Genomic DNA, 19538 nt, shown 5'->3' with positions numbered 1-19538 from the left:
GCGAGCGGTTTCGACGGAGCCATTCAAGCCTTGAGCGATCTTTCGGCCCTGCGGGGCGCAACCCTCGCCTTCGACCTCGACGGCACCCTGGTGGATTCGGCCCCCGACCTGGTGGGCACGCTGAACGTGATCCTTCGCGAGGAAGGGATCGCGCCCCTGCCGCTGGTCGAAGCCCGCGACTTCATCGGCCACGGCGCCCGGCGACTGATCGAACGGGGCTTCGCCGCCCAGGGGCTCGCCGTGGCGCCGGAGGCCATGCCCGGCCTCTTCGAGCGCTTCATCGCCCATTACAACGCCCACATCGCCGACGAGACTCGGCCCTTCCCCGGCGCGCTGGAGGCGCTGGAGGCGATGAAATCCGCCGGGGCCAGGCTCTGCGTCTGCACCAACAAACTCACAGGGCTTTCCAACAACGTGCTGCGCGCGCTCGACATGGCCCATCTGTTCGACGCTGTGGTGGGCGCCGACGCCGCGCCAGCCGCCAAGCCCGACGCCCGCCACCTGATCGCCGCGGTTGAGGCCGCCGGCGGTCGGATCGACCGGGCGGTGATGATCGGCGACGCGGCCACCGACGCCGGCGCCGCCCGGGCGGCCGGCGCGCCGCTGGTGCTGGTCAGCTTCGGCTACACCGAGATCCCCGCAGCCGACCTCGCCCCAGACGTGCTGGTGGACAGCTTCGCCGAGATCCCGCTGGCCTGCCTGCGTCTTCTGCCCCCTTGCCCCGGGCAAGCGGGCGGGCTATAGGCGCACCCCTTCCGGCGGATGCGTAGCTCAGCGGGAGAGCACCTCGTTCACACCGAGGGGGTCACAGGTTCAATCCCTGTCGCATCCACCATTCCTTCCGCCGCTGAACCGGCGTAAATTCCATCCTCACCAATACCTCCGAGAAGTCCGCCGGTTAGGCGGCTGCGGCCGGCCGCGTCTCAGCGCCGCTCTCTCATTCCCACTCGATGGTGCCCGGCGGCTTCGAGGTCACGTCGTAGACGACGCGGTTCACGCCGCGGACCTCGTTGATAATCCGGGTCGCGCAGCGGCCCAGGACCTCCCAGGGGAACTCGAAGAAGTCGGCGGTCATGCCGTCGGTGGAGGTGACGGCGCGCAGGGCCAGAACGTCCTCGTAGGTGCGGGCGTCGCCCATGACGCCGACGGTCTTCACCGGCAGCAGCACGGCGAAGGCCTGCCAGATGGAGTCGTAGAGGCCCGCCTTGCGGATCTCGTCCAGATAGATGGCGTCGGCCTTCTGCAGCACCGCCACCTTCTCGGGCGTGACCTCTCCGGGGATGCGGATGGCCAGGCCTGGCCCCGGGAACGGGTGGCGGCCGACGAAGGCGGGGGGCAGGCCGAGCTCGACGCCGAGCGCGCGCACCTCGTCCTTGAAGAGCTCGCGCAGGGGCTCCACCAGCTTCAGCTTCATGTAGTCCGGCAGGCCGCCGACGTTATGGTGGCTCTTGATCACCGCCGAGGGGCCGCCGCGGGCCGAAACGCTCTCGATCACGTCGGGATAGAGCGTGCCCTGGGCCAGGAAGGTCGCGCCCTCGATCTTGCCGGCCTCGCGGTCGAACACGTCGATGAACTTGGCGCCGATGATCTTGCGCTTCTGCTCCGGCTCGGAGACGCCGGCCAGGGCTCCCAGGAACTCCTCGCGCGCATCCACGTGGATCAGCGGGATGTTGTAGTGGTCGCGGAACATGGTCACGACCTGCTCGGCCTCGTTCAGACGGAGCAGGCCCGTGTCGACGAAGACGCAGGTCAGCTGGTCGCCGATAGCTTCGTGGATCAGCACTGCGGCCACCGAGGAATCGACGCCGCCGGAGAGGCCGCAGATCACCCGCTCGCTTCCGACCTGGTCGCGGATTTTCTGGACCATCTCCTGGCGGAAGGCCGCCATGGTCCAGTCGCCCTTCAAGCCCGCGATCCTGTGGGTGAAGTTGCGCAGCATCAGGGCGCCGCGCGGCGTGTGGGCCACTTCGGGGTGGAACTGGATGCCGTAGAGCCTGCGGCCCTCGTCGGCGATCACGGCGAACGGCGAGCCTTCGGACACCGCCACCGGCTCGAAGCCGAGCGGCAGGGCCGTGACCTTGTCGCCGTGGCTCATCCAGACGGGCTCACGGGCGCCGATGTCGCCGAAGCCCGCCAGCAGCGGGCTTTCGCGGACGATCTCGATCTCGGCGCGGCCGAACTCGCGCGTCTGGCCAGGTTCCACCACCCCGCCCAACTCGGCGCACATGGTCTGTTCGCCGTAGCAGATGCCCAGCACCGGGACGCCGAGCTCGAAGACCTTGTGGGTCACCGCGGGGCTCTCGTCCTCGTGCACGCTGGCCGGACCGCCGGAGAGGATCACCGCCTTGGGGGCGAATGCGTCGATCATGCCCTCGACCTTGTCGTAGGGGTGGATCTCGCAATAGACGCCGCTCTCCCGCAGGCGGCGGGCGATGAGCTGGGTCACCTGGCTGCCGAAATCGACGATCAGGACGCGTTCGTGGGCGGGTTCGGTCATGGGGTCATCCGGCGGATCATGAGGTGTGCTCCAGCACGGCGACGAAGAAGCCGTCGGTCGCGGAGCTGTAGGGCGAAAGGCGCAGATACCCTTCGGCGGTCAGGTGGCGGCGCAGCCTGTCGTTCGACGTGGCTGGAAGCACTTTGAAATCGGTCCGGCGCTGAAGGAGGGCCGCGACGCGGTCCTCATCCTCCTCCGGCAGGATCGAGCAGGTGACATAGACCATGCGGCCGCCGGGCTTCACGAACTGCGTCGCCTGGTCGAGCACAGCGTCCTGATCGGCGATCCGCCGGGCGAGAGCTTCCGGGGTCAGCCGCCACTTGGTGTCCGGATGGCGCCGCCAGGACCCGGTTCCGGTGCAGGGCGCGTCGATGAAGACCACGTCCATCCGTCCGGCCAGCCCTTTCAGGGGGTCGGGATAGACGGGCGAGCGGACCTGCAGGTTGCGCACTCCGGCCCGGTCGGCCCGCCGGACGGTGTCGGCCAGGCGCCGCGCGTCGCTGTCATAGGCGTAGATCTGGCCGGTGGCGCCCATCATGGCGGCCAGCGCCAGGGTCTTGCCGCCGCCGCCGGCGCAGAGGTCGAGCACCTGGCGCCCGGCGATCTCGCCCGCGGCCGAGGCGGCGATCTGGGAGGCCAGGTCCTGGACCTCGAACCAGCCCTTGGAGAAGGCGGGGATGGTCTCCACCGCCCCGCCCCTCTGGGTCGGGTCGGGCGCGGGGATCCGCACCGCGGTCGGCAGCACGCCCGTCGGCTCGGCGTGCAGCGGCGCCAGGGCCTTGAGCGCGTGTTCCGGATCGGTCTTCAGGGTGTTGATGCGCAGGTCGACGGGCGCCCGCTCGGCCAGCGCCGCGCCTTCCAGGGGTGCGGCGTCTCCGAAGGCACGCGAGAGCGAAGGCTCCAGCCAGTCCGGATAGTCGCCCCGCACTGGAGGCGGCGCGTCGGCGAGATCCCGCGGCTGGACCAGAGCGGTGCGTTCGGCCTCGCTCAGCGGCCCTGGCCCGTGGGGCGCGTCGGCCGCCGCCTCCGCCACGCGCTCCACCGGCCAGTTCCAGAGGACGCGTAGGGCGCAGAGCGCCGCAGCGCGGACGCCGTCGTCGCCCATGCGCCAGGCCAGCGACCGCCGCTTGCGCAAGACGTCCAGCACCAGGCCCGAAACCCAGGCGCGGTCCTTGGCCCCGGCGTAGCGGGCGCCGTCGCCCCAGGCCTTCAGCGCCAGCCGGACGGGCCGGCGGCGCGCCTCGACTTCGGTCAGAACCTCTATGGCTGCGGAAAGGCGTCCGCCGTCACGCAAGGGCCCGCCCCGCCGTCACAGGAAGATGGCCGCCAGCACCAGCAGGGTGCCGACGAACCCGGCCAGCCAGGCCAGAGTGCGGAGGTAGGAAACGCCGAGCGCGTAGAGCACCGGATGCAGAGCCCGCGCCGCCACATAGAGCACCGAACCGATCACCGTCAGATCGCCCAGCCGGGCCGACAGATAGGCGACGATCACGGCGGCCGCGTGCAGCGGAAAGGTCTCCATGAAGTTGCGGAACGAGCGGTCTAGGCGGGCGGCGACGCCGGTGATCGGCATCGGCTCGTCGCGCGGGCCCGTCGCCCACTTCAAGTCCTGCTGGCGGCGCGCGGCGACCGCGGCCCAGGCCAACTGGACCAGGCCGATGACCACGGCGACCGCCAGGAGATAGAGCTCTATCGCCGGGGTCATGGCCTAGACCGGGCTCGTATAGTTCGGCGCCTCGCGGGTCATCATCACATCGTGGACGTGGCTTTCGCGCAGGCCAGCCCCAGTGATGCGGATGAACCGCGCCTTCTGCCGGAACTCCGCCAGATTGGCCGCGCCGGTATAGCCCATGGCCGCGCGCAGGCCGCCGACCATCTGGTGAAGGATGGCGCCGATCGGCCCCTTGTAGGCCACCTGCCCCTCGATGCCTTCGGGCACCAGCTTCAGGGCCGAGACCTCCTTCTGGAAGTAGCGGTCGGCCGAACCTGAGGCCATGGCGCCCAGGGATCCCATGCCGCGATAGGCCTTGTAGGAGCGGCCCTGATAGAGGAACACCTCGCCCGGAGCCTCGTCCGTGCCGGCGAAGGCCGAGCCCATCATCGCCACCTGGGCGCCCATGGCCAGCGCCTTGGCGAGGTCGCCCGAATACTTGATGCCGCCGTCGGCGATCACCGGGACGTCCGTGCCCTGCGCCGCGCGCACCGCATCGGCGATGGCGGTGAGCTGGGGCACACCCACGCCTGCGACCATGCGGGTGGTGCAGATGGAGCCAGGTCCGATCCCCACCTTCACCGCATCCGCGCCGGCGTCGATCAAGGCGCGCGCGCCATCATAGGTCGCGACATTGCCGGCGACGATCTGCACGCGGTTGGTCTCGCGCTTCAGGCGGCCGACCGCCTTGGAGACGTCGGCGTTGTGCCCGTGGGCGGTGTCGATCACCACCACGTCCACGCCTGCCTCGACGAGAGCCATAGAGCGTTCGAAACCGGCGTCGCCGACGGTCGAGGCCGCCCCGACCAGCAGGCGCCCCTGCACGTCCTTCGCGGCGTTCGGATAGGCCTGGGCCTTCTCCATGTCCTTGACGGTCACGAGGCCCACGGCGCGGTAGTCGTCGTCGACCACGATCAGCCGCTCGATCTTGTGCCGGCGCAGCAGATCGCGGGCCTCGGCCTGGCTGACCCCTTCCCTCACAGTGACCAGGTTCTCGCGGGTCATCAGCGCCTTGGCGGGCACGTCGTCGGCCGCTTCGAAGCGCATGTCGCGGTTGGTGAGGATGCCCACCAGCTTGCCCGAGCCCGGCTCGACCACGGGGAAGCCCGAGATCCTGCGCCGGGCCTTGATTTCGCGCACTTCGCGCAAGGTGGTGTCCGGATGGATGGTCACCGGATTGATGACCATGCCGCTTTCATAGCGCTTCACCTCGCGGACCTGGTCGGCCTGCTCCTCGATGGTGAGGTTGCGGTGCAGGACGCCGATGCCGCCGGCCTGGGCCATGGCGATGGCCAGCCGGCTCTCGGTGACCGTGTCCATGGCCGAGGACACCAGCGGGATATTGAGACGGATTTCGCGTGTGAACTGGGTGGAGGTGTCCACCTGGGTGGGCATCACCTCGGACGCCCCGGGTTCGAGCAAAACGTCGTCGAAGGTGAGACCTTCGCGAATCTCCATGAGACTCTCCATTTTGCGGGCCGCGTATAACGGCGCCGACCCGGAGGCGGCAAGCGGAGTCTGGATCGTCATCGGGCGGTCTCCGGAATGTGAGCGGAACGGGGGGCCAGGCCAAAGGTCATGGCGAACATGAAGAGGCAAAGCGCCGAGGAGGCGAGCAGAGCCGCCCCGGCCGAGCGGTCGAGGACGAGCCCGTACAGAGCCGGACCCGCCGCCTGCAGGTATCGTGCGGGCGCCGAGAGCATGGCCGAGCGAAGGGCGTAGTTCTCCGATCCATAGAGGCTGAGCGGCAGGACGCCCTTGGCGACGGTCAGGAGGCCGTTGCCGGCGCCTTGGCCGAGCGCCAGCGCCGCCCCGGCGGTCGGGCCGCCCGCCGCCAGGGCCGCCGCGCCCAGCGGATGCATCAGGGTCCCGGCCCGCGCCGTCAGCAGCGGATCGAACTTTCGGAACACCGTGAACTCCGCCAGCCGCATGGAGACCGCCGCGACGCCTACGAGCGAAGCCGCGCCCACCGCCGCAGCGGGCGCAAGCCCGAAGGCCTGAAGCAGCCGCGGCAGGTGGGCGCTCATGCAGGTGGAGACGAACCAGGTGGCGGCGAAGAGCGCGGCGAGCTGCACCATCGGCCGATCCCAGGCGACGGCGACGGCCGCCGAACGCGCCGTTCGGCCCGGGCGCGCCTGCGGGACGAAGGCCAGGGCCATCGGCAGGCAAAGCCCGATGTGGACGGCGGCCCAGGCGAGGCACGCTCCCCGCCAGCCGAAGGCCTGTTCGAAGGCCAGCGTCGTCGGCCAACCGATGGTGGAGCCCAGCCCGCCCAGCAAGGCCACGCCGGTGATCGGGCGCCTTGCGCCCTCGCCGTACAGCCCCACGAGGATGGCGAAGGGCGTCTCGTACATGCCGAACGCCATGGCGGCGCCGACGACCAGCATGCCGGCCACGAGTCCGACCGCTCCCGGGGAGATGGCCATGAGCACGAAGCCGCCTGCGAACACGAGGTTGGAGGCCAGCAGCACCGGCTTGCCGCCGTAAGTCTGTATCCAGCGCCCGGCGCGTCGGGCTAGCAGGCCCGACATCAGCAGCGCCGCGGACATCAGCGAGAAGACGAAGGCTGGGGGCAGACCAAGATCGCGGGCGATGGGATCGCCCAGCACGCCCAGCAAGTAGAAGCTCGAGCCGAAGGCGAAGATCTGGCCCACACCCAGGACCAGGACGATGCGCGCCTTGGAGAAGCGATCCGCCGACATGGCGAGCCTATGCCCGCCTTCGCGCTGGAAAGAAAACGATCTATAGGATCTGAGATGTTCGAAAATCTCACATCCAGGCGCGCCCTGCCCTCGCTGAACGCCCTGCGCGCCTTCGAGGCCATGGCGCGGACGGGGCGTGCGACCCTGGCGGCGGAGGAGCTCGCCGTCACCCACAGCGCGGTCAGCCGCCAGGTGAAGGCCCTGGAGGAGAGCCTGGGCGTGCGGCTCTTCACCGGACCCAAGCATAGGCTGGAGCTGACCGAGGCCGGCCGCGACCTGCTGCCCGCCCTCACCGAGGCCTTCGATTCCATCGCCGCGGCGGCCCTGCGCGTGCGGGGCGCCGAGGGCGAGGACCTGCATGTCGCGGTCAACGCCTCGGTCTCGGTGAAGTGGCTGATCCCGCGCCTGGCCGCCTTCGGAGAGGCGCGACCGCGCGTGCGCCTGCACCTGGCGGAGCTCCCGTCCCACGCCACGTCCCACCGCGGCGCCCATGCGGTGGTGCGGATCCTGGGCTCCAGCCACCTGTCGGAACCGGGCGTGACCCGCTTCATGGACAACCATATCGGGCCCGTGATGGTCCCGGCGCTGGCCGCCGAGCCCCTGCGCGCGACGCGCCTGGCGGCCCAGACCCATCCGCAGGGCTGGGCGATCTGGGCGGCCCTGGCGGGCGTGGAGCTGGGCCCGGCGCCGGTCAGGCCCTTCGCGCACCTCCATTTCGCCATGGACGCGGCGCTCGCGGGCCTGGGCGCGGCCATCCTGCCGTGGCCGCTGGTGGCCGAAGACGTGCTGGCGGGCCGCCTCGCCGCCCCGCTCGGGTTCCGCAAGGCCGAAAGCGCCTTCGCCCTGCTGCGCAGCCCCGGCGCCTTGCCGAAGGCCGTGGATCAGTTCGCCGACTGGCTGGTGGAAGAAGGCGCGAAGACGCCGCCGGCGCCTACCGCCCCTTGAACCCCGTCGCCACCAGATAGACCTCCGAGGAATCCGCCCGGCTGGCCTTGGGCTTCATGTTGCGAACTTCGCGGAAGTGGCGCTTCAGCTCGGCGATGATCTGGGCCGTCTCGCCGCCCTGGAAGGCCTTTGCGACGAAGGCGCCGCCGGGTTTCAGCACGCCGATGGCGAAATCCGCGGCCGCTTCAATCAGGCCGATGATCCGCAGGTGGTCGGTGGCCCTGTGCCCCACCGTATTGGGAGCCATGTCGGAAAGCACCACGTCCGGCGGCCCGCCCAGCAGCTCGATCAGCTTCGGCCCGCAGGCGGGATCGGTGAAGTCCATCTCCAGGATCTGGGCCGGCGGCAGCGGGTCCACGGGCAGCAGGTCGACGCCTGCGATGTTCGTCACCCCGCGCTCCAGCGCCACCTGCGTCCAGCCGCCGGGGGCGAGGCCCAGGTCCACCACCCGCACGCCGGGCTTCAGCAGGCGGAGGCGGTCGTCGATCTCACTCAGCTTGTAGGCGGCGCGGCTGCGATAGCCGTGGGCGCGCGCCTTGGCGGCGAAGGGGTCGTTGATCTGGCGCTCCAGCCAGGCCTGGGACGAGGCGGTGCGCTCCTTGGCGGTCTTCAGGCGGGCGGGGCGGCCCCTGCCCTCCTCCGTGCCGCCCGTCGGGGGGCGGACCATGCGTTTGCGGGGCGGCTCGCTCATTCCGCAGCCTCGGCCTGAGGCGCCGGCGAGGCCCGGCGGTTGCGGCGGCGGCGGCGGCGGCGTGCACCGCCGTCGGGCGACATCAGCGACATCAGGATGCCCTCGCGCAAGCCACGGTCGGCGACCCGCACCCGCGTGCAGGGCCACAGTTCCTGCACAGCCTGCAGTATGGCGGCGCCGGCGAGCACGAGGTCGGCGCGGTCGGGGCCGATGCAAGGCTGGTCGGCCCGCTCTCGCGGGGAAAGGTTGAGCAGCAGGCCCGCGGCCGCGTCGCATTCCTCCCGCGTCATCCAGATCCCATCCACGCGGCTGCGGTCGTACCGGCGCAGGCCCAGGTGCATGCCGGCCAGGCTGGTGATGGCGCCGGACGTGCCGATCAGGTGCGCCCGATCGGCGTCGAACACCTCGCGCAGGGGATCGGCGCGGCGAAACGCCGCAAGCTCGGCCTTCACCGTCTCGACCATGGCGCGGAACCAGCCCTCCGTCGCCGCCTCCCCTTCCGGGAAACGCTCCGCGAGAGTGACGACGCCGATCGGGATCGAGAGCCAGGCGCGGATCGGCAACCGACCCGGCGCAAAACGGGTCAGGTCGGGGGGCAGGCCGCCGGCCTTCAGGTCGACCCAGGAAAGCTCCGTCGAGCCGCCGCCCACATCGACCACCAGGGCGGCGTCGGCGCCGCGGTCGAGAAGGTTCAGGCAGCCGGCGACCGAGAGTTGCGCCTCCTCGCGCGGCGAGATGATCTGCAGGCGCAGGCCCGTCTCCTCCGCCACCCGGTCGATGAACTCCTGGCCGTTCTCCGCCATGCGGCAGGCCTGAGTGGCTATGGCTTTGAGCTTGATCACGCGCCGTCGGCGGACCTTCTCGGCGCTGACCTTCAAGGCGGCGAGCGCCCGCTCCATGGCGGCTTCCGAGAGCCGCCCGCTCTGGGTCAGGCCCTCGCCCAGGCGGACGATGCGCGAATAGGCCTCCACCACGCGGAAGCTGCGGCCCGCGGGCGTGGCGATCAAGAGCCGGCAATTGTTGGTGCCCAGATCAAGGGCGCCGTACAGCGGCGAATCCCCGGATCCCGACCTTCCCAGGCCATTCCTCATGGCGCCGGGCGCCCTCGGCGCCTCAGACATGGACCGCCACCCGTCCTTCGCAGGCGCGGACAACAGCGCCTCGTTTCACAGGCGACTGTAGCAAGCCAGTTCGCGCGCCGGAAGGCGCAGCCTTGCACACGGGCCCGTGATCATTACGTTCACCTCCCGGTTATGTGCGCCGGGCTAGATTCGGGATCATGGAAGCTCGCACCGTCAAATTTGGACGCGATCTGACCAGCCACCCGGCGGTTCTCGCCGAGCCGCGCGTGGCCAAGTACGCGATCGGCCAGGTCGTCCGCCACCGCCACTTCCCCTTCCGGGGCGTGATCTTCGACGTCGATCCCACCTTTGCGAACACCGAGCAGTGGTGGCTGTCGATCCCCGAGGACATCCGCCCGCGCAAGGACCAGCCGTTCTATCACCTGCTGGCCGAGAACGACGAGACGGCCTATGTCGCCTACGTGTCCGAGCAGAACCTGCTGCCCGACGAGAGCGGCGAGCCCATCGGCCACCCGCAGGCCTCGCTGATCTTCGAAAGCTTCTCCGACGGCCACTACACCCTGAAGCCGCGCGTCAGCCACTAAGCCGCGCCGGGTTTACGCCTTTAGGTCGAAGAGTCATGCTGCCGCGCAAGCGATGAGGGCGCCGCCATGGCCAATCGGGGACTGACGCAGACCGCGGGCGCCCTCGTTCCCTTCCACCTCCTTGGCATAACAGGCGTCTTCGCGCTCGTGGCGGCGGTCCCGGCGCTGGTCGGCTACCTCCATTGGTCGGGCGAGCAGGATATGCGCGCTGCTTGGTCCATCTCCGGCCCGCCCTGCCCCGCAATTTCCAAGCCGACGCCGGCGATCTACGGCTCACGCGATCCGCTGGTGTTCGACTATGGCGGCGCGACCTTCGCCCGCCGGTTCGGCCACGTCGCCTGCATCCCCGTGGTGGAAGGCCCGCCTTGGAACAAGCAAGTTCGGCGCATCTGCCAGTTCACCGCGCCAGATGTGGTGGCCGTATCCGCCGCTGGCGGCACGAAGGTCTTCAAGCCCGGCGTCGGTCATGCGGCGACCGTGACGATTTCCGGTGGAGAGGTGGCTTGCGTGGTCGGCGGCTGGTATCGCGGCTGACCGCGCATAGGCGTTCGAATGCGCCGGCCATACGCGCAAATTTCCACCGCCGCGGGTCGGTTTTCGGGCCTAATCCGAACGGAACTTTCAGGGATTCGGGCTCATTCTGAGCCCATGAGCGCCGATGGTTTCACCGGGGGCCCGCCGCCGGGCGCGCGGGCCGACTGGACGATCGATCAGGACTGGGACTCCTACACCCCGGCCGAGCACGAGGTGTGGACGACGCTCTATGAGCGCCAGGTGAAGCTGCTCCCCGACCGCGCCTGCGATCCATTCCTCAAAGGCCTCGACGCGCTCGACCTGCATCGCGGCGGCATCCCGGACTTCGCCCGCATCAACGAAGAGCTGACGCGGCTGACCGGCTGGAGCGTGGTCGCCGTTCCGGGCCTGGTGCCCGACGACGTGTTCTTCGATCACCTGGCCAACCGCCGATTCCCGGCCGGGCAGTTCATCCGCAAGCCGGAGGAACTGGACTACCTGCAGGAGCCGGACGTCTTCCATGACGTGTTCGGCCACGTGCCCATGCTGACCGACCCGGTCTTCGCCGACTACATGCAGGCCTATGGCGAGGGCGGGCGCCGGGCGCTGGGCCTCGGGCGGCTACACAACCTGGCGCGCCTGTACTGGTACACGGTGGAGTTCGGCCTGCTCGAAACGCCGCAAGGCCTGCGGATCTATGGCGCCGGCATCGTCTCCAGCCATGCGGAATCGATCTTCGCCCTGGACGATCCCTCGCCCAACCGCCTGGGTTTCGACCTGGAGCGGACGATGCGCACCCCCTACCGCATCGACGATTTCCAGCAGGTCTATTTCGTGATCCCGTCGCTGCAGTCGCTGCTGGACGCGACCTTGCAGGACTTCGGCCCGATCTATGCGAGACTCGCCCAAGCCTCCGACATTTCCATAGCCGAGATCGTGCCGGAGGACCGCATCTTCACCCGCGGGACCCAGGCCTACGCCGCGGCTGGGGGTCGGCTGGCGGGAGCACGATGCGGTCAGACGGAACCGTCTGACCGTTGAATCGTGCTCTAGATTCAAAAAGTTGAGCGCGTTCTGATCGCAAATCCGGGTTCCACTTTTGCGGAACGCGCTCTGCGGCTCAATAGTCCCGACGCCAGCGCACCGCCAAGCGCCCGTCGCCCTGGCCGGCGATGCGCGAGATGATCGAGAGATTGCGCCGGACCTGCCATTCCACCTGGGCCACCGGCCCCTCGCGGCCGCCGCCGATCAGCTCCAGATAGACATCGTCGGTCAGGTACTTGCCGCCCGCCACCGTGACGCCGGACTCGTCGCCGCCGGCCAGGGCGAGGCGGTCGAGACCGGCGAAGCTGCGCAGGTTGCCGATCACGTCGAAGCCGCCGCCGCCCGCCAGCGCCGAGAGCGCCGAGGCGAGCTGGGCCGCCTCCAGGGCCGAGAGCTGCGAAGCCGAGCGGCCGAACAGCACCTGGGAGAGCACCTCGTCGTTCGGCAGGACCGGCTCCGAGGTCAGGGTGATCTCCGGTCGCGCGGCCGTGCCGCGCACCCGCACCACCGCCGTCAGCGCCGGATCTTCGCGGGTGGCGGTCAAGTCGAGGCGGATCGCCTCGGGCGAAGTGGCGAGATAGACCACGCCCCGCTCGTCGAACTCGAACCGCTTGCCCGCGAAGTCGTAGTCGCCCCGCACCACCCGGGCCGTGCCGCTCAGGGCCGGGCGCGCCGTCGTACCGCCGACCTGGGCGTCGAGGGAAAGCTCCACGTCCAGGCCCCGGCCGCGGACGAAGATCCGGCGGGGCGCGCGCAGCCGCACGTCCAGAGCCACGGCCGGGCCGCCGGTCCGCACCGGCTGCAGGGCGCCGGAGACGTCGACCGGCTTGTTGATCTCGATCACGTCCATATTCACCACGCCCGAGGTTCCGGTGACCCGGGCGGTCACGTCGGCGCGGTCGATGGTGAGGTCGCCGGAAAGCCGCACGCGCCCCTCGGCGTTACGGTTCAAGGTCGCCTGGCCCGAGGCCGAGGCCGTCGCCAGGTCGTTGTCGATGAGGCGGAAATTCCGCAAGTCCAGGCGGAAGGTGCTCGCGCCCTGGCGCAGAAGACTGATCCGCCCCGCCCCGGACAGCGAACCGCCGGCGCCGTCGGTTCCGCGCGCCTGGGTCACGTCCACCACGTTGTCGGTGAAGGCGGCGCGCAAGGTGACGTCCTGAAGAACCAGCCCCGTCGCGCCGTCGGAGAAGCGGCCGCCGTCGACCTGGGCCTCGCCCGTCGCGGTCGGATCGGCAAGGGTGCCGCCAAGGTTCCCCGACAGGCGCACCCGGCCCGCCAGCTCCCGCTCGCCCCCAACGAACAGGTCCCAGAGCGGGCGGACGTCGCCGTCGGCGAAGAAGCGGCCGTCGATGGGCCGGTTGCGCACGATGGCCAGGCGCAACGGTGCGACCGAGGTCTCCGTCGGCAGGATCACGTCGGCGGTGGCGCGGAGCCCTTGTTCGTTGCTCAGGGCCGCCTGAATGAGAAGCCGTTCGCCGCCCAGACGCGCCTGGAATACGCCGTCCAGGCCCTGGATCGCCGGCGAACCGCGCCCGCGGGCGTCGGTGAGCTGCGCATCCAGCACGCCCTGCAGGCGCCCGCCTTCGCCCGTAAGGGTCAGGACCGCATCGGCCGAACCGCTGAGATCCTCATTGAGAAGCCCAAGCCCCAGGCCGTCGAGGCGCGCACGAATGTCGGCGTCGTTGCGGGCGAGTCGCGCGTCCAGTTCGATCCGGCCGCCGTCCGAGGCCGCCATCCTCAGCCGGGCGCTACGCCCCGCCTCGCCGAAACGGATCTGAGCGGTCTCCACCGTACGCAGTTCCCGCCGCCCGAACCGGCCGGAGCCGTCGAAGGTGACGAGGCGGCCGCCCTCCTCCTCGGCGAGCAGGCCGCGGCCGGCGAGGCTCCAGCGCCCCTCGGCGGAGTTGCCGGCCAGGGCTGCGGTATAGGGCAATCGAGCCATCGGCCCCTCGGCGCTCACGCGACCGTCGCGGATGGCGAGCCGCGCCCCGGGCAGCACGGCGTTGCGGGCGGCGAGGTCGATGTCGGCCGTGGGACCGCCGGCGGCGTCGACGATCCGTGCGGTCCCGGCGATCTCGCCGCCTTCCAGGAAGGCGCCGCGCGCCACCCGCACCCGCAGGTCGGCGGCGGACGGCGCTCCCCGTCGCAGGGACAGGGCGCCTTCCGCCGTCACGCCGCCCGCGTCCAGCGACAGCTCGGTCAGGTCGACGCCGCCGCGCGGGAACCGGAAGGCCGAACGCGCGCGAGCCGGCCCATAGGCGCTCTGCGCCTCCAGAGCCGCCACTCCGGCCGAACCGTCCTGGCGGCGCATGAAGCTTAAAGTAAGCCGGCCGTCGCGCAGCGGCAGGCGCGGCACGTCGACGGCTTCCAGATCGGCGGTCATGTCCAGCCGCGGAGCCGCAGCCACGCCGGTGATCGCGCCGGACCCGCTGGCGCGGCCGGTGATCTCCACCGGGCCGGCGCGGAACGGGCCGTTCGCGTCCCAGTCGAGTTTGAAGCGCATGCCCTCGCCGCGGTCCCAGACCCCGGCCGCAGCCGCGTTCAGTTCCGCGCCGTCGAGGCGCGCTTGGGACAGCGCCAGGCGCCGGCCCTGGATCTCACCGCGCGCGGTGAGCCGAGGCGCGGCCCCCAGCAGCCGGTCGAGTTCGGAGAACCCGAGGGCGAGCTGACGTCCCTGTGCATCGACCGAGAGGTTCCAGGGCCTGCCCGCCCCGCCCTGGGCGGCGCTCCATTCTGCGCGGAGCGTTCCGGAGGCCCCCGCACGCGCGGCCGCGAGGTTTGAGACGTCCGCGGTCCCGCGGAAATTCAGGCCGCCCAGCAGGCTGCGCCCACCGCTGGCCTGGACGCGAAGGCCCGGCCCCGTGACCTGGATGTCGCGCAGCATCAACCGCCCGTCGCCCAGCCGCGCCCCTTGCACCGTGGCCGTCGGCCGCGCGCCCAGCAGGGCGGCCAGATAGCCTTCGCCGCGGCCGCCGGCTCCGGACAGCCGGGCGGCGAGGCTGAGTTCGCCGCGACGGCGGGTGAGTTCGACGGGACCGCTGACCCGCTCCAGGCCGTAGCCGCCGAGGCGCAGGCGCGCGACCTCGCCGGCCCCCTCGAACCGCAGGTCTTCCAGCGATCCGCGGAGCGTTCCGGAGAGTTGGGTCGCGCCCATCTCCGGACCGCCCGTCAGGCGCGACAGTTCAGCGGTGGAGAGCGTCACCGCCAGCCCCGCAGGGCCTGTGCGCCGGGCGCCCACATCGGCGCGCCCGCGGGCGACGAGACGGAGATTGGCCGAGGCGGCGTCCAGCTCGATCTGATGGAGTCCGCCGCCCGCCTCGCGCCCGACGGCGTTGAAGCTGACCTCCGGCCCCAGCCGCTCGGCCAGGCCGCGGGTGAGTTGCGAGGCGGTCAGCAGCAGCCGCCCTTGCGCTGCGCCTCCGGCCTGCGCCCATGCGCCCTGCGCCTCCAGGGGCGTCGTCTCTCCGGTTCTCGCCAGCGCCCGGAAGTCGCCGCGCCCGTTCTGGCCCTGGGCGCGCACCTGCAGGGCGAAGGGCTGGTCGGCCGGGAAGCCCAAGGCGCCGGCCAGGGCGCCGCCCTGCGCCTCCACCGCGTCGAGTTCGAGCAGCAGCGGCCGCGTCTTGCCCATGTCGAAGACGAAGTTCAGCCGGTCGCCCTCGTGCAGCAGGCTGCGGGCGGCGATCTCCCCCGTCTGGCCGCGGTTGCGCCGCTGGACGTCCAGGCTCATGGAAAGGTCGTAGAGCCCGCGGCGATAGCTGAACTCCGGCAGCATCTCGACCCGCGCGGTCACCTTGTCGAGCACGAAGCTGATCGGCAGGCCGCGGGATTCGGTCTTGGGTGTCAGGGTCGGCCGGCGGATGAGGGTGAGTTGCTCGGCCGAGATCTCATCGGCATGCATCCGGCGGCGCAGGAGTTCTAGATAACGCCATGAAACGGCGACGTTTCTCGCCTCCAGCCACACCCCCTGCTCATCGGCCACGGTCAGCCGACGGACGGTGAAGTTGCGCCAGACGTCGCCCTCCAGCCCCTCGATCTTCAGGCGGCCGAAACGCCCGATCTTCAGTCCCTCCAGCTGCGCTTCGAGCAGCAGCCGCCCCTGCGGCAGGACCACGCCGTAGCGCGCCGTCAGCAGCAAGCCGCCCAGCAGCAGCCCCAGAACCGCGCAGACGATCAGGATCACCTTGGGCAGGCGCGAGCTTTTCGCCGCCTTGGAGATCGCCTCGGCCGGAGCCTCGGTATGGTCCGTCGTCTCGCTCAAAAGCTCTGGCCGATGCTGAGATAGATGTGGAAGGCCGGGTCGCCGGAACGCCGGTCGAGCGGAATGGCGATGTCGGCGCGGATCGGCCCGAAGCCGAGATCGTAGCGCACGCCCAGCCCTGCGCCGACGCTGAGGTCGTCGCCGGTAGGGATCTGGCCGGTCCCCACCGCGCCGGCGTCGACGAAGGCCACCACGCCCCAGCGGTCGGTGACCTTGCGCCGCAGCTCCAGCGAGGCCTCGAACAGGGATGCGCCGCCAATGGGTGTGTTGTCGGCGAGCCGTGGGCCGATCGCCTGGTAGGAGTAGCCGCGCACCGAGCCGCCGCCGCCGGCGTAGAAGCGACGGGAGGCTGGAACCTCGGGAACCGACCCGCCCACCAGGGCGCCGGCGCGCACGCGGCCTGCGACCACCGTCCGCGCCAGCGGATCGAGCGGCAGATAGGCCGTGCCCTGGCTCTGGACCTTCAGGTAGGGGAGGCTTTCGTCCCCGGCGATGTAGGTGGGCTCGCCCCGCGCCTCCAGGCGCCACCCGCGCCGCGGGTCGAGCGGATCGTCCGAGCGGTCGAGCGACATGGCGGCGAAACCCGCCACGGTGATGAGTTCGCGGCCTAGAGGGGTGAGGAGCGCCGCCTGCACCTCCTCAGTCTCGCTGTAGTCGAGCGAGGCGCCCACGGTGAGGTAGGAGGTCTTGCCGAACCGCCGCTGCACGTCGGCGCTAACCCCCACGCCGGTTTCGTCATAGGCGTCGGTGCGGGTGCGGTAGGCCGCCGCGCGGGCCTTCAGGGTCTGCTGGGGCCGCCGCCAGTGCGGCAGGGTCAGCTCCGAGCCCAAACGGCTGTCCACATTGGAGGCGCGGGCGAAGACCGAGAGGGTGTCCGCTCGGCCGAGCGTGTTGTAGCGGGTCCAGCGCGCGTCCGCGCCCAGGCCCTCGGTCGTGGAGTAGCTGGCGCCCAGTTCCAGCGTCCGGCGCCGGCGGTCCGAAAGCGAGACCACCACCGGCCGCAGCCCGTCCTCCGTCGTCTCCTCCCGCGGCGCCAGGCCGACGGTGACGGAGTCGTAGACGCCGGTGTCCAGCAGGCGGCGTTCCAGCTCGGCGACGTCTTCGGGGTCGTACCGGTCGCCGGAGGTCCAGGGCGCGAGACGCTCGAGCCACGCCCGGTTGGTGCGCCCCTCGGTCACCAGCGACAGCCCGTCGAGCCGGACGAGCGCCCCTGACTCGATGCGGAAGGTCGGCCGCATCGTGTGGTCGGCATGGTCGACGATCACCTGCCGCGGACGCGAGGCCGCATCGGCGTAGCCGCGCTTCTGGACGGCGGCCACGATCCGCCCTTCGGCGCCGATCACGTCGGCGGCCCGGCCCGGCTGCCCCTCGGCCAGGCCCATCACCGCCTCGCCGGCCCGGCGCACCTGCGGCTCCGGCTCCGGCGCGATCCAGTCGATCTTCGGATCGGCGATGGTGAAGCGTTCGCCCGGGGCGATGCGGACGATGGGCCTCGGCGGTTCGCCCTCCGAGACGTCCGGCTCCACTTCGTGGGCGTAATAGCCTTCGGAGCGAAGCACGGCGATGGCGTCCTCGCCCGCCTCGCGCGCCCGGCGGCGTGCCTCGAAGCGATTGGCGATCGGGCGGTCGGTTTCCCCGATCGCCTGGACGACGGCTTCGCGCAGGTCGGCGTCCAGCTCGCCCTCGACCGTCGCGCGCGGCGCCTGGGCCCGAGCTTCGGAGGCGCAGAGCGCCGCTGCGGCGGCGAACACGAGGACCGCTCGTCCCAAGCCAGTCTTCCTTACAGAGCCCCCGAAATCGGCGTGTAGCCCGCCTCGCGCCGGGATGTCACCCTTCGAACGCTCAAGGTGCTTTCGCGATGCGCAGAAACTTGCCCAAATGCTGGGCAGTTCTCGCCTGAGCCTTCATCGATTCCGACAAAGCCGCTTGCTCGCAGGCCAGGCTTCCTAAGGTCGGGGCAGTCTCAGGTCGAGGGGAGCTCAGGTGGAGTACGGCGTGGCGGATGCGCAAAGGTCGGACGTGACTGCGGATTCGGGGCCGGATGCGCCGTCGGCCGACCGGCCCTATGACGAGATGCTGGCTCCGGACGGGCGGGTCCGGCCGCACTACGCCGCCCTGCACAACCGGATGACCACGCTCGCCTCCGCGGAGATGGCCGAGCGGCAGCGGACGCTGGAACGCTATTTCCTGCTGCAGGGCATCACCTTCACCGTCTACGGCGGCGAGAGCTCCACGGAGCGGATCATCCCCACCGACCTCCTGCCCCGCATCATACCGGCGGCGGAGTGGGAGAAGATCGAGACGGGCCTGACCCAGCGCCTGCGGGCGCTGAACATGTTCCTGGCCGATATCTACGGCGACCAGCGGATCCTGATGGACGGCGTCGTCCCGCGCGAGCTGGTGCTGCGTGCGCCCTCCTACCGGCGGGAGATGCAGAACCTCTTCGTGCCGCATCAGGCCTACGCCAATGTCTGCGGCTCGGACCTGATCCGCCAGACCGACGGCTCGTTCGCGGTGCTGGAGGACAATCTGCGCGTCCCCTCCGGCGTCTCCTACATGTTGGCCAACCGCGAGGCGGCCAAGCGAACCTTCCCCGGCACCTTCCGGGCGGCCAATGTGCGCCCCATCGACCGCTATCCGGACATGCTGCTGGCGACGCTGAAGAGCATGGCGGCCGACTGGCGCCCGAACCCGCAGGTCGCGGTCCTGACGCCCGGCGTCTACAATTCCGCCTATTACGAGCACGCCTACCTGGCCCGGCTGATGGGCTGCCCGCTGGTCGAGGGGCGCGACCTCGTGGTGCACGACAACATGGTCTACATGCGCACCACCACCGGCCTTCGCCGGATCGACGTGATCTACCGCCGGGTGGACGACGACTTCATCGACCCCCTCACCTTCCGGCGGGATTCCGGCCTGGGCGCGGCGGGTCTCTTCAACGCCTATCGGGCCGGCAACGTGGTGATCTGCAATGCGCCCGGCACGGGCGTGGCCGACGACAAGGCGCTCTACGCCTACGTCCCGGACATCATCACCTACTATCTGGGTGAGGATCCGATCCTGCCCAATATCGAGACCTTCCTCTGCCGGGAACCCTCGCAGCTCAACCACGTGCTGGCCAATCTGGACAAGCTGGTGGTCAAGGCGGTGGGGGCGTCCGGCGGCTACGGCATGCTGATCGGGCCCCACGCCAGCCAGGTGGAGCGCGACACCTTCGCCCAGGTCATCAAGGCCAATCCCGACAACTACATCGCCCAGCCGACCATCCAGCTCTCCACCGCCCCCTGCCTGGTGGACGGCAAGATCGAGCCGCGGCACGTGGACCTGCGCCCCTTCATCCTGTCGGGCGAGAAGATCGTGGTGACGCCCGGCGCGCTTACCCGCGTGGCGCTGCGCAAGGGCTCGCTGGTGGTCAATTCCAGCCAGGGCGGCGGATCGAAGGACACCTGGGTGCTGGCCGACCGGCCGCAGGAGGTGCAGCCATGATGCTCGTGGAGTCTTTCCGGAGATC

15 protein-coding genes and 1 tRNA gene are annotated in these 19538 nt (G+C 70.6%); 7 read left to right on the top strand and 9 right to left on the bottom strand.

Annotated elements, in window-relative coordinates; genetic code table 11:
* Positions 1–30: 30 nt before the first annotated feature.
* Complete coding sequence (locus ACK41C_RS13325) at positions 31–744, top strand: HAD-IA family hydrolase (RefSeq protein WP_409655124.1); 714 nt, start codon at positions 31–33, stop codon at positions 742–744.
* A gap of 16 nt (positions 745–760) precedes the next feature.
* Positions 761–835 (top strand) — tRNA-Val (locus ACK41C_RS13320).
* Positions 836–937: 102 nt separating this feature from the next.
* Here ACK41C_RS13320 and guaA read toward each other — a convergent pair.
* From guaA to ACK41C_RS13295, 5 genes are all read right to left on the bottom strand, one after another.
* Entirely contained in the window at positions 938–2497 is a 1560-nt protein-coding gene (gene guaA / locus ACK41C_RS13315; protein ID WP_409655121.1) for a glutamine-hydrolyzing GMP synthase, read from the bottom strand.
* A gap of 16 nt (positions 2498–2513) precedes the next feature.
* Positions 2514–3791, bottom strand: a complete 1278-nt coding sequence (locus tag ACK41C_RS13310) for an RsmB/NOP family class I SAM-dependent RNA methyltransferase (RefSeq protein WP_409655118.1) — start codon at positions 3789–3791, stop codon at positions 2514–2516.
* 15 nt (positions 3792–3806) lie between these two features.
* Positions 3807–4202: an MAPEG family protein gene (locus tag ACK41C_RS13305; protein WP_409655115.1), complete on the bottom strand. Its 396-nt coding sequence runs from the start codon at positions 4200–4202 to the stop codon at positions 3807–3809.
* Between the two features lie 3 nt (positions 4203–4205).
* Positions 4206–5666, bottom strand: a complete 1461-nt coding sequence (gene guaB, locus ACK41C_RS13300) for an IMP dehydrogenase (RefSeq protein WP_409655112.1) — start codon at positions 5664–5666, stop codon at positions 4206–4208.
* Between the two features lie 68 nt (positions 5667–5734).
* Positions 5735–6910 (bottom strand): MFS transporter, encoded by a 1176-nt coding sequence (locus ACK41C_RS13295; protein ID WP_409655109.1) that lies wholly within the window; start codon positions 6908–6910, stop codon positions 5735–5737.
* A gap of 54 nt (positions 6911–6964) precedes the next feature.
* Between ACK41C_RS13295 and ACK41C_RS13290 the strand changes: the two genes are divergently transcribed.
* Entirely contained in the window at positions 6965–7855 is an 891-nt protein-coding gene (locus ACK41C_RS13290; protein WP_409655106.1) for a LysR family transcriptional regulator, read from the top strand.
* Here ACK41C_RS13290 and ACK41C_RS13285 read toward each other — a convergent pair.
* Together ACK41C_RS13285 and ACK41C_RS13280 are read right to left on the bottom strand one after the other, a co-directional pair.
* Positions 7842–8546 carry an RlmE family RNA methyltransferase gene (locus ACK41C_RS13285; protein WP_409655104.1) on the bottom strand — a complete coding sequence of 235 codons (705 nt, stop codon included), beginning with the start codon at positions 8544–8546 and terminating at the stop codon, positions 7842–7844. The genes ACK41C_RS13290 and ACK41C_RS13285 overlap by 14 nt on opposite strands.
* The gene (locus tag ACK41C_RS13280; RefSeq protein WP_409655101.1) at positions 8543–9667 is read right to left on the bottom strand and encodes a Ppx/GppA phosphatase family protein; all 1125 of its coding nucleotides are present in this window, start codon (positions 9665–9667) and stop codon (positions 8543–8545) included. The genes ACK41C_RS13285 and ACK41C_RS13280 overlap by 4 nt, the downstream gene beginning before the upstream one ends.
* 158 nt (positions 9668–9825) lie before the next feature.
* Between ACK41C_RS13280 and hspQ the strand changes: the two genes are divergently transcribed.
* The 3 genes from hspQ to phhA all read left to right on the top strand — a co-directional run bounded on the left by hspQ (position 9826) and on the right by phhA (position 11766).
* A complete protein-coding gene (gene hspQ, locus ACK41C_RS13275) occupies positions 9826–10212 on the top strand; it encodes a heat shock protein HspQ (protein WP_409655098.1) in 387 nt (128 codons plus the stop codon).
* Between the two features lie 66 nt (positions 10213–10278).
* Positions 10279–10746, top strand: coding sequence for a hypothetical protein (locus ACK41C_RS13270; RefSeq protein WP_409655095.1), 468 nt, complete (start codon positions 10279–10281; stop codon positions 10744–10746).
* A gap of 114 nt (positions 10747–10860) precedes the next feature.
* Complete coding sequence (gene phhA, locus ACK41C_RS13265; protein WP_409655092.1) at positions 10861–11766, top strand: phenylalanine 4-monooxygenase; 906 nt, start codon at positions 10861–10863, stop codon at positions 11764–11766.
* Between the two features lie 79 nt (positions 11767–11845).
* Here phhA and ACK41C_RS13260 read toward each other — a convergent pair whose 3' ends face one another.
* Positions 11846–16027, bottom strand: coding sequence for a translocation/assembly module TamB domain-containing protein (locus tag ACK41C_RS13260; RefSeq protein ID WP_409655090.1), 4182 nt, complete (start codon positions 16025–16027; stop codon positions 11846–11848).
* Positions 16024–17796 carry an autotransporter assembly complex protein TamA gene (locus ACK41C_RS13255; protein WP_409655088.1) on the bottom strand — a complete coding sequence of 591 codons (1773 nt, stop codon included), beginning with the start codon at positions 17794–17796 and terminating at the stop codon, positions 16024–16026. Before ACK41C_RS13255 ends, ACK41C_RS13260 begins: the two co-directional genes overlap by 4 nt.
* A 304-nt stretch (positions 17797–18100) precedes the next feature.
* On the opposite strand from ACK41C_RS13255, the gene ACK41C_RS13250 reads away from it, so the two are divergent.
* Positions 18101–19513, top strand: coding sequence for a circularly permuted type 2 ATP-grasp protein (locus tag ACK41C_RS13250; protein ID WP_409656668.1), 1413 nt, complete (start codon positions 18101–18103; stop codon positions 19511–19513).
* The last annotated feature ends 25 nt before the right edge of the window (positions 19514–19538 follow it).

Source organism: Phenylobacterium sp. (assembly GCF_046290725.1).
Lineage (GTDB): Bacteria > Pseudomonadota > Alphaproteobacteria > Caulobacterales > Caulobacteraceae > Phenylobacterium.
Note: the sequence above shows the minus strand (reverse complement) of the source record. Positions and strands in the feature narration are given on the sequence as shown.